General features: G+C 31.9%; 6 protein-coding genes. 2 read left to right on the top strand and 4 right to left on the bottom strand.

Going from position 1 to position 12,375, the window contains the following annotated elements; all coding sequences use genetic code 11:
* Positions 1–37: 37 nt before the first annotated feature.
* Entirely contained in the window at positions 38–1,528 is a 1,491-nt protein-coding gene (locus tag KM029_RS21590) for a sulfatase (RefSeq protein WP_144075885.1), read from the bottom strand.
* A gap of 255 nt (positions 1,529–1,783) precedes the next feature.
* Between KM029_RS21590 and KM029_RS21595 the strand changes: the two genes are divergently transcribed.
* Entirely contained in the window at positions 1,784–3,391 is a 1,608-nt protein-coding gene (locus KM029_RS21595) for a sulfatase-like hydrolase/transferase (RefSeq protein WP_158631174.1), read from the top strand.
* A 151-nt stretch (positions 3,392–3,542) separates the two neighbouring features.
* Here KM029_RS21595 and KM029_RS21600 read toward each other — a convergent pair whose 3' ends face one another.
* The 3 genes from KM029_RS21600 to KM029_RS21610 all read right to left on the bottom strand — a co-directional run bounded on the left by KM029_RS21600 (position 3,543) and on the right by KM029_RS21610 (position 11,362).
* Positions 3,543–4,955 carry a sulfatase family protein gene (locus tag KM029_RS21600; RefSeq protein ID WP_144075887.1) on the bottom strand — a complete coding sequence of 471 codons (1,413 nt, stop codon included), beginning with the start codon at positions 4,953–4,955 and terminating at the stop codon, positions 3,543–3,545.
* 194 nt (positions 4,956–5,149) lie between these two features.
* Complete coding sequence (locus KM029_RS21605; RefSeq protein WP_144075888.1) at positions 5,150–8,956, bottom strand: MBG domain-containing protein; 3,807 nt, start codon at positions 8,954–8,956, stop codon at positions 5,150–5,152.
* A 294-nt stretch (positions 8,957–9,250) separates the two neighbouring features.
* The gene (locus tag KM029_RS21610) at positions 9,251–11,362 is read right to left on the bottom strand and encodes a hypothetical protein (RefSeq protein WP_144075889.1); all 2,112 of its coding nucleotides are present in this window, start codon (positions 11,360–11,362) and stop codon (positions 9,251–9,253) included.
* A 329-nt stretch (positions 11,363–11,691) separates the two neighbouring features.
* On the opposite strand from KM029_RS21610, the gene KM029_RS21615 reads away from it, so the two are divergent.
* Positions 11,692–12,321: an efflux RND transporter periplasmic adaptor subunit gene (locus tag KM029_RS21615; protein WP_144075890.1), complete on the top strand. Its 630-nt coding sequence runs from the start codon at positions 11,692–11,694 to the stop codon at positions 12,319–12,321.
* The last annotated feature ends 54 nt before the right edge of the window (positions 12,322–12,375 follow it).

A 12,375-nucleotide genomic window follows, 5' to 3' on the forward strand; every position in this document is an offset into this window, starting at 1 on the left:
CCTTCAGACGTAAATGATGGAGGTACTCTAAAATGAATTACTTGCCTTGTATTTCTAATGCTTCACATTCCTCTATTTTTTCCTTATAAATTGCTCTCATTTCTTTTAATACATCAGTATAAGAAGCATCATAAATAAGGTTCTTATATTCTTTAGGGTCTTTTTCATAATCATACAACTCAGCCACCTTCTCATCATCGCCCCATTGTGTATATCTATAACGATTCGTTCTTACAGATTTACCTACTAACTGTCCTCTTTTGGCATAAGTTAACGCCACTTTATCAAAATTCTTATCTTCTGGATTATCCAATAAAGTAGTAAGGCTTTCTCCTTTTACAGTCACCGGGGTTTCGATATCTACTAAATCAGTAACTGTTGGAAAAACATCTAAAAGCTCCACTGTTTTATTCACCTGCTCGCCATTGTGTTTATTTCCGGGAACTCTAATAATTAGAGGTGATTTAGCACTCTCTTCATACAATGATACTTTTCCATACAAGAAATGATTTCCCATGTGATACCCATGATCACTAAAAAATACAATAATCGTATCTTCATACAGGTTCTTTTCTTTTAATTTAGTGATCAATTGTCCTAATAAATCATCAATATATGTGATACAGGCATAATACCCTTGCATGTATCTTTTTCTAGCATCCATCTGGCTTAATCCAAAATACACATCTTCAAAAGCCTCATATCTTTTCCAATTAGCAATTAAGGGTTTTTCATTCCAATCGTCAAAAGGTACTTTTTCTGGATGAATATCTTCCAATGGATACATATCAAAAAATCGTTGTGGAGCAGTATATTGTACGTGTGGCTTATGAAAACCGTACGCTATAAAAAAGGGTTTATCACCGTATGCTTCTTCATCCATCCATTCATTAAAAGTAGTCACATTAAGATCATCTTCTAAAGGCACCCCATCTTTTATTGGCAAAGGCAATGCGTGTCCCCCCTGACGGTCATCTTCAGCGTATTGAGCACTCAAAATTTTCCAAGCTTTTTTCTCTTCAGGTGTATCGATAGTACCGTATTCTGCTTCGAACTTATCTCTTAAATGAAGCACTAAATCATTGTCCTCCATTTTTAATTTCCTTGTAGCATCCCATTCAAAATCCTCAGAATGTGGGTGATATACTTTACCTGTATTTGCTACCCAATAGTCGTTATCTTTAAATACTTTACCAATACTTACAGCATCGGGTCTTGTATCTATTACATGTGGACCATTGGTTAAAATTTTTGTTTGCATTGGGTACATGCTTGTTAAAAACGAAGCCCTTGATGGACCACATACAGGATATTGACAAAAAGCTTGATTGAACAAGATTCCTTCATTTGCTAGTTTATCAATGTTAGGAGTAATCACTTCATTATATCCGAAAAGTGGGATATGCGTATTTAAATCATCTACTGTAATAAATAAAACATTAGGCTTTTTATTCTTTTTTGGTTTCTTTTCAGCATAGGCAATCATTGTTGAAAACAATGCCAATAGTAAAAATAATTTCTTCATCATTGTATATAGTTTACTCTTTTCTATAATTTCGATAGTACAATTTTAACGCACACCTATTAATAGCAGTATTGCCTATGTATTAATGAATTCTTAATCGAATGAAATAATAGTGTTATACAGCCGTTTTTAGTAAAAAACCTTCATAAAATTTTCAATCTTATACTTTTTAATTTCCATTAAGAGCTCATTAAGTTTTTTTTATTCCCTCTGTTTAGATTTGAGAATACAATTTTTTAATTACTAGAAATGAAATCAATGAGACACCTATTAAGCCAACTCTTCCTACTGCTCTTACTTACTACAACTCTTTTTGGTCAGAAGAAAAGCAGCGACAAAACCAACTTACTATTTATCATAACAGATCAACAACGTTTTGATGCAATTGGGAAAGCAGGTACTTTTAAATTTTTAAAAACACCTAATATTGATAAGTTAGCAGATGAAGGTGCTTATTTTACTAACGCTTACACTCCATGTGCCGTTTGTGCCCCTGCAAGAACTTCTATCCTAACAGGACAAACTGTAGAGAACCATGGAGTAAGAAAAAATGACTATGCATATAATGCTCCAGATGAAGGAAATTATTGTAATCTTCCTTCTTTTGATCAAGTGTTAATTGAAAATGGTTATTATGGTGAATATTTAGGAAAATACCACTCTCCAATTCATTTAACAGAAGGATATTCTGAATTTGCTTATAAAAAGAATAAGCACAATGTATATACCTTAAAAAATAAGAAAACCTACCAAGATAAAGTTGTCGCCTACCTAAACACACAAGGGAAAAAGGTAACAGATTATGATTTAAAAGATAAGTTTTTTAAAAACTATTATACTCCAGATCCTATTGATATGCGATACAAAAAAGGAGATGATTATAGAAGAACTCATGTAGTATCGCATAAAGAAATGAAAATATCACAACCCGATGGACATGGTAAACTACATCTTCCAGACAATTTAAGTTTAACTAACTACCAAACAGAAACGTTAAGAAAAGCACTAAAGAGGGCTTCTAAACAAGAGAAACCTTTCAATTTAACGGTATCTTATTTCTTCCCACATTCACCAATGCTTCCTACAGAACCTTGGTACAGTATGTACAATCCTGAAGATATGCCTATACCTGAAAGTATAAAAGATGATATGAAAACAAGTCCGTATAAAAACGGAAATAATAGAAAGTCAATGCCTGAGTATAGCGACCCCGAAAAAGTAAAATATATGATGTCTAATTACTTTGGTCTTATCTCTGAGATTGATCATTACTTAGGCAAAATTATAAGTGATTTAGAAAAATATGATATGGATGAAAACACTTTAATCATATTTACTAGTGACCATGGAGAGATGTTGGGGGCACATGGAATGAGAGAAAAAAATGTGTTTTATGAAGAGTCTGCTCATATTCCATTAATAATGTGGTACCCAGGGAGAATACAACCAACAAAAGTTACTAGCCCTGTCTCATTAATTGATTTGTACCCTACTATAATGGATTATTTAGACGTAGAAGGAGGAACAAGAGATGGAGCATCTTTAAGAACTATTATTGAAGGCAAAGAAGTTAGAAAATATACAGTTACTGAATGGGATTACAACGGTCCAAAACAGCCAAATTATATGGTAGTTTCTAATGACGGTTGGAAATTTATTACTTCTTATTCAACTGATAGACCTGACTTGGATGTTCTGTATAATCTAAACGATGATCCTAATGAAGTTGTCAATTTAATACGAGATAACCCCAATGCTAATCAATACAAAAATAAAGTAGAAGAACTAAAAGGCTATTTGATAGAATGGCTTGAGAAAAATAATTCATCAAGAGTTAATTTAATAAAGAATAGAACGATTTTATAATTCACCAATTTGATTATCTATATGAATAAGAGGCTTTTTCACAACAAACCGTGAATTAGTCTCTTTTCATTTTATTATAAGATACGCCAAAAAAAAGACACCTCTATATATAGTAGAAGTGTCTCTCATAAAGATCTATAAAATTGCTTTTTTATTCTGCAACCCACCATTTATCTCCACTTAATGTAGGGAAAACTCTATCTTTTAATTGAGCATTCCAATGGTTCCATTCTTTTGTTAAATCAGCTACTACTTTTTTATGTTCTGATTTAATATTTATAGTTTCAGCACCATCTTTAGATAAATCAAATAATTCACTAGGAGTAGTATCTTGATTGCTATTGGCTACTAATTTATAATTTCCATAACGGACCGCCATTGCATTCTTCTCCCACTTTCTCCAGAATAAATAATCATGCGGTGCTCCTTTGTTTTTACCCGTTAAATAAGGAATTAAATTCACACCATCTAAAGGTCTTTCCTTACTAATTTTCACATCTGTCTGAGCTACAATTGTTGCCATAATATCTAAAGAAGAAACTGCGTTCTCATACGTTTGTCCTTCTGGAATTACACCTTTCCAACGCATTGCAAACGGCACCCTCACACCACCTTCAAATAGATCGCCTTTTTTACCTCTTAAAGGTCCGTTATCAGATGCATTATTATGTGCTCCTCCATTGTCTGAAAGAAACACAATAATTGTATTTTCATCTACTCCTTTGTCCTTTAAAGTTTGTAAAACTCTACCCACACCATCGTCTACAGCACTTACCATAGCTGCATATGTTTTTCTTTTTTTATTGGTGATATTAGGAAAACGAGATAAGTATTTTTCTGTAGCTTGTAATGGTGTATGCGGTGCATTATAGGCCAAATAGACCATAAAATTTTCTCCAGCATCTGCTTGCTTTTTGATATATTTTACTGCAGAGTTCGTCAATTCATCCGTAAGGTAATCTGTTGTTTCAACGTTCTCTCTGTTCTCTATAATTTTAGTTCTGTACCAACCCCATTTAGAAGTTACTTCTGATAAACCATTTAACGTTAAATTTTCTGGAAAGTAATTATGACCACCAGAAAGAAAACCATAAAAATAATCGAAACCTCTTACTAAAGGATGAAAAACGGGATTAGTACCCATGTGCCATTTACCAATAATTGCACTTTTATAGTCCGCTTTATTTAAAACCTGAGCGATTGTTTCTTCCTCTACAGGCAAACCAGAAATTGCATTATTTGGATCAATAGAAGGGTTTGTTGTATATCCAAATCTATCTTGATAACGCCCAGTTAAAAACCCTGCCCTACTAGGTCCGCATACAGGAAAACTAACATATCCTTCATTAAACTTTACACCTTGGTCTGCAATTACATCTATATTAGGTGTTGGAATATCTTTACAGCCATTAAAACCAACATCTGCCCATCCCATATCATCTGTCATGATTACAATTAAATTGGGCGATTTATTCTTCTTCTTAATTGGCTGATCAATCGCTATTCCGGCTACAGTTATCAAACCAAGTACCAACAATAATAAAAAATATGAAATCTTTTTCATTAAAAAATTATTTAGTTTATCATTTCAAGTCACACTTTAATTTACTGAATAAATACTATTTTGATGGCCTCCATTCATCTATTCAATTCACAAAGGTGATATGGAGTTTACATTGATCAAATTTATGTTACTCTATAAATTAAAAAGAAGGTTCCTCAGTTATTGAGAAACCTTCAGTAGTATTTATATTTTTATTACTTAATTAAAAGTTTCTGTGTTGAAACTACATTATCACTCACAATTTTAACCACTACTACACCATGTATATTTGTTGGTAATGTGATATGAGATTGTTGTTGTACAGTTGTACTAAATACTTCTTTACCTGATAAAGTAATTACAGATAACTGAGCTTCTGCAGAATTTATCAATTTCACTGTAAACTCACCTTGGCTAGGATTTGGAAAAATATCCATTGATAATTGTTGCTCATCAACAGATAATGGATCTGCACTATTTCCTTCATTAATTACTAAAGTTTCCATTGCAAAACCTTTATAATTCGGGTCTACAATATCTACAGCAACTGAATATTCTCCAGGAAGATGAGGTAATGTTGTAGCTCCATTATATGTTACAAAATAACCTTCAACTTCTTTGCCTGCAGTTATTGTTACTTCTTTTACCTCTCCATCATAATCAAACTCAAGGTTGCTTATTGTAAGTTCAACAATTCCTTTTTCTACGATAAAATTACCTTCCACAGAACCAAAATATGATGGATCATTTATTGTTGCTACTACTTTGTAAGACCCTACTGCTACGGGTAGTACATCTTGGTCGTTATAAGTATAACTAAATTCTACATCACCTATTTCTGATTCGGCTACTGCAGCATGACTTTCACCATTGTAATTTGCAGTTAATGTTGTGAAAGTAACTGAAGCTTCAATTTTATTAATTACAAACGTAGCTGCTAAAGATCCTTTATAATTTAAATCATTGATAGTCGCAATTACAGCATATTCTCCGCCAATTATTGGACTAGCATTATCTCCATCATAAGAGAAATCAACAGATAAACCTTCAACACTTGTTGTATAAGAAGGATTTTTCTCTGTGCCATCATAATCAACTGATAGATCAGATAACACTATTGTTGCTTCAGCTTTTTCAATTACTAAAGTTTCACTTGTTTCACCTTGGTAATTGCTATCATTAATTGATGCTTTAACTGTATATTCTCCAGCATTAACAGGTAACTCAATAGATTCCTCATACATTACGTCAACATCCACATCACCCATTGCTAAAACAACTGTAGCTTCTTTGCCTGTACCATCATAAGTATAATTCAAATTAGTAAGGCTTACTTCTAAAACTGCTTTTTCAATAGAATAATCAATCAAAACCTCTGCAGCGTAGTTTACCTCATTTAGAGTTACTTTTAGTTGATGTTCTCCTGCTGTTGTACCGTCTCCAATTGTTAGTTCAGAAACAGCATTTAAACCTTCTTCTGAAATAGTAAACATTGGTAATTGTACATCTCCTGTATATGTTAAAACACCAACGTCTTTAGTAATCGTAACTTCTTTTTTACCAATAGAATAATTGAATTTACTTATGCCTAAATAATTATCATCACTTACATTAATCACTACTTCGTATTCTCCTGCATCTGTTGGAGTTTCATCTAATCCATTGTAGGTAATTGATACCCCATCAGAAGTAATTGCATTTCCATCAATATCAGTAATTGAATAGACAACTTCTTGTGGATTACCATTATAAACCACAGGAGATTCATCTACTACAACTACAGCAAGCATTTTATCTGAAATTACAAAGTCAGCTGTAGCTTCACCTTCATAGTTTATATCATCTATTACAGCTGTTACCACATACTCTCCTACATCTTTTGGAGAAACAACTGGATCACCATCTAAAGTATATGATATGTTTACAGTAACATCAACTTCTTCATTATCAACACCTATTACAGTATACGAAGCACTTTTTTCTGTATCATCACCTACATGAACCAATTCTGATAATTTAATCTCAGCAGTTGCTTTAGTAATAGTATAACTTGTTACATTTTCACCTTTATAATTAGGGTCTGCAACTGTTGATGTTAATGTATAACTACCAACATCAATACCTAAATCATTATCACCAGAGATTACTTTTTCAACAGTTACTTCTGCAGGAGAAATTGTTACTGTTGGCATCTGAGAAGCACCATTATATTCCATACTTAAATCACCTCCTACAGTAAATTCTACATTTGCTTGCTCAATTGTAAATGTAGAAGTTAAAGAAGCATCACTTTCATAGTTAGTATCATTTATTGTTGCTTCTACTGCATACGTATTAGCAGCTGAAGGAACTGTTGATTCACCATCATAAGTAACATCTACATTCACTTCATCAAGTACTTCGCCACCAGCATTGTAGTTTATTTTATACTGATAATCTATAGCTTCTCCAGTATAAACAGGAGTTGTAACAATTTCTTCAAGAACTACTTTCGCTTTCTTAATAGTAATAGTAGTTTCTAACTTTGCAAAATAACCTGTCTCTACAAGATCCAATGCTGCTTTTACAGTATATACACCTGCATTTTTAGGTTTTGTATTTACATCATTGTACGTAACTGTTAATGCTACATCTTCTGTAATATCAACTCCATCTTTATCCGTTATTTTAAAAGTTGGTGTATGTTCTGCATTACTGTAATCAATTTCAGTTGCAGATGTTAAAGTGATTGTTGCTTCGTTGCCTGTAAACTCATAATTACCTACATCTTTACTTCCACCAATTGCACTATTGCCATTTATATCGTTAATGTTATTATCATAACCTGAATTGATGGCAGTACTACCATCATAAATTGGCAAGTAATACACACCTTTTTCATTTTGAGGTAATGTAAAAACTCCATTTAAATCAACTTCTAAACCTGTTCCAATTTGTAATTGATCTTTAACCGAAGAAAGTACTATTGCAGGGTCTCCACCATCTGTTATGTTAATCAGTTCTAAGTTACTCTCGTCTAAATCAATAACATTATTGTTTTTAATGTTAAAAATATTGTTTTCAAAATTGGTTGCTGTAGTAATTATTCTCGATTTATTTGCAAATATATCTACTTGCCAAGCTTGGCTTAATCCATAAACAAAATTAAAAATTAAATTATTTCTAAATCCTAAAATAGTTGTAGTTGGTCCTTTTGAGTGGTCTAAGAACATAAGGCCTGAAGCACCCCCTGCTGTGTTTGTTGAATAATTACCCACAATAGTATTATTATTCATTGTAACGACTGCATTGTTCTTATCATTTGCAGTAACAAATACGGCAGCACCGCCTTTATCTCCAGTTCCATTAGTATAGTTATTGTAAACTAATGAATTCTGTAATTCAAATTCTTTAAAAGCAACACTAATAGCCGCTCCTCTATCTTCTGCGTAATTCTCTCCAAAGTAAGAGTTATATACGTATAGAAAACCTGCTGAATGGATAGCACCACCCCCAATTAATTTAGATGCTGTAGCTGAATCCGTAGCTCTATTATTAATAAAATTACAAGACTCTAATGTCAATGTACCATTCCATTGTAAAAAGAGTGCACCGCCATTATCTGCTACACCAAAATCTTTTATTGTGACTCCTTCAAAAACAACATCTGAATTTTCAATTTTCATAAATCGAGCTCCGAATGTCCCATCTCCTTGAAAAGTAGCTTGAGAACTGTCCCAATTTTTGATTGTTACTTTATATCTAGATGAAAGATTATTTGTCCCTTTTAATACAATATCACTATCTGTTGTAAAAACACCTTTCACATAAATAGTTGTTGGAACTTCTTGTTTTAGATAATCTACACCTAAAGCAGCTGTCAATGTTTTTAATGGATTAAATTCAGAGCCATCATTTGTATCGACACCATTTGTAGCGTCAACATATATCACTTCATCTGTAGTAACAATTTCAGCATATGTAGTCATAGTAAAGCTGAATAGAAGAGCGATAGTAAAAAAGTTTAGTATAATTTTCTTCATTTCTAAAAAAATAAAAAATGTAAGTCTAGTATAACTATTTCACATAATAGAATATACTTTAAAAAGTGTCACAGCTAATAGTTAAATAGGGTATCAAGAAATTAAATTGATAGAAAGAATAACTACTAGCTGCTAACAAAATTAGTTGAGATACACCGATAGTGTTAGCAATTTAAAGACGAATAAATAACATAAAATTAACAAAATAGATTACTCTGACATGATTTTAGCGTAAAAAAGACATTTATATACATAAATCAGACATGAAATTTAATTCGTCAGTTTTAAGGAATGCTATAATTCAACTCCTGTTCTATAATTGTAGATATGGTAATTGATCTTTCGCATATAACCCACTAATTCATAATAGATTTGATCCGTCATAGAAACTACTCCACAATTTGCATTTTCTCCATTTCCTTTTCCTGCAGTTGTAGAATTAGCCCACATAAACCAATGCACACCTACACATTTTGGGTTTCTTAATGCACCCTGAACAAAGTTGACATATTTTTCACCTCTATTTCTTTGTGTAGAAGCATAGCCCAACCCAGTAAAAAATTTACCTGCATCTAAAGCACCAAAATTAAATTCTGAGATAATAAATGGCTTATCAATTTCTTTTGATGGGTGAGGGTAAAATTCTACTTCATTTTCATAGGCATTGAAAGAAAGAAGATCAAGATACTTTGCTCCTACTTTCGTATTAATTCCATTTTTATGATTTCCATGCCATCTACATCCTATATACATTTTGTTAGGTGCATATTTTGACACCAATTTTTTTGATATTTGAAAGTAGGTCTCACACATTAGAGTATAATATTTTGTATTGGTCTCTTCTAGTAAAGACCATTTCACGTCCTTCTTATCAACATGTGTTATAGCTAATTCTTTCCAGCTTTCGAATGTAGTTCCTACTAATGCATTAAAAGCTTCAATCGTTTTCAATTTCTCTCTTAATACATGAATATATTCTTGCTTTGCATAAGAGAGTTTTCCTTTTGAAAGCACGTTGCTTGCTATGCTATTTGGAGTTCCCCAATGAATTTCATTATTGATATAAATACCAAATAAAAACGGGTCATTTCCTTTACCATACAGCTTCTTTTTTAGCTTCTCCTCTAAGTTTATTTCCCATTGAGGATCAAAAACATCAGGGAATTTATCATTAATTTCTGGAGACGTTTCGTGAATAATTACCGTATAGGGTAATCGTTTACTTTCTTCAAACTCATTGATATTTTCAACAGACCAGCCTCCTAAGGTATTTAATCCCCAATTTTTCATTCTCTGCAGAGAAATTTCAGTGTATTTTAACTCACTGTTTTCTCCATACTTTCTGTATAGGTTTGCTGCTCCATGGTTGTACGATCCTTTTTTATAAAATCTTTTACCTTCTTCAGAATCTTTATTAGGAAGCCCCTCAAAGAAATGTTCTCTTTTATTTATTGGTGTTGAAACAGATAACTTACCAGCTCCATTTATACCTGTAGACCAAAATAAATGTCCCGTTGGATCAATTAGCCACCATTTATTATTAATTTTTTGTGTTCTAAAACTACCTGTTGCTTCATATCTTGGACCAGCAGAAAAACCACCATATTGGTTCCATTCTTTAGACCCTGTATACTTTTTAAATGCTAAGGCTTCTTTATCTATTGCTTCTTTAAATTGTTCATCATTAGTAATTTTACCAGCCCATTCTCCATGTTTATACTGTCCGTATTTATTGATAAATGGAAAAAAGGATGTTTTATCTTTAGTATACAATTCTGGTAATGCGTTTTTATGCTTAAAAATTCTTTTCAGCATTAATTTTTGTTCAAATTCTTGAGATGGAAACTCAATCTTAATCCCTTTAATATGTTTTGCATCTACTCCGGCAAAATTTAAAATTACACCACCAGGAATTCCCTTCATACCCGGAAATTCTTGTGCTTGAGGGTAATCATCTACAGTCACTTTATCTCTAATTAAAACACAATTATAAACTAAAGTCTCTTTAGGATTAATAAAACCAATATGTTTATTGGTGAGTTTATGTTTTTTTGAATTTCCAATTTTTCTACGCGGGTTATCATAAGAAATAACTGGATCGAACCTTACAATTTCTGTAGAATTGTTTTGTAGTTCAATACTAATAAATTTATGTGTTGTAATATCCCAATAGTCCTCATTAGGGTAAAAAATAATTTCCCCCTTCTCTCCTTTTTTAATAAATATAGATAACCCCTCATTAGAAGTTGTTGCTACAATATTTTCAGTAGTAAACTGATTCTCTTGAAGTCTTGTTAGGCTAATTATATCTTCATCTTCTTGTACAAGATAGAAACTTGAGAGCGTTGTTATAAGTAGAACCAAGCTAAAAATATAAAAAGAGCGATGTGTTAGTGTTTTGTTCATTTCTTTATGAATTATGTCTAACGCAAATAAGGCAATTCTGCCCCTTCAGAGTATCACTATCACTCTCTATTAATAGCACGAATCCGATCTAAATCAATTTTCTGATACAAGAAGTTTATCTGATAACATTAAACATCTGATTTGACAAACCTAAATCTACCCCATAATAACTGCTTTAGTTGTTAACCAATTATCAGGTATCACTTTATTATTTATTTACCACAATTGTGTTTTTTTTTACACCTGCAAAAAATAATTTATCAAGAAATTTGTAATGTCATTTAACATCAATAGAAAAGAAATAACTCTATTTAAACTTAAAAATCATTATGAAAAAAATTATTGTTTTAATCATTTTTAGCTTCTTATTTCTTAGTGTAATAAGCTGTAATCTAAAAAAAGTAAAAGCACATGCTAAGTTATTAGATATACCTGTTACTCAAGTAAGAATTAAGAACATACCCATTGAAAAAGAATTTGTTGGGCAAGTATATGGCACACAAGATATTCCAATTAGAGCAAGAGTAGAAGGTTACCTAGACGGTATCTATTTCATAGAAGGAAGCCACGTAAAAGAAGGACAAAGATTGTATAAAATTGACTCTGAAGAATATTTAGCCACTGTTGCAATACGTAAAGGAGAGCTAGCAGAAGCTAAAGTAAGTTTAGTAAAAGCTAAAAATGATTTGAAAAGAGATGCATTAGCTTCTATCCAATATTATAGTGAAGAAGAATTGGCAAGACAAAAGCATGTTAATGCTGCTAGAAATGCCGAATACCTTTCAAAAGAAAGATATGATAAAGGTGTTACTTCTTATTTAGAATATCTTGAACAACAAAGAACTGCTTTTGATGCAGAATTAAATTATGTGACAGTAAAATCAGATATTCTCAAATCATATATACAATTATACAAATCACTGGGTGGTGGTTGGAAAAAATATAGCAAAGATGAATAGATAGTAAATAAAGTGTTTAGTGTTAAATGAAGTTTAAATATGATAGTAAACCAT

Source organism: Flammeovirga kamogawensis (assembly GCF_018736065.1).
GTDB classification, from domain to species: domain Bacteria; phylum Bacteroidota; class Bacteroidia; order Cytophagales; family Flammeovirgaceae; genus Flammeovirga; species Flammeovirga kamogawensis.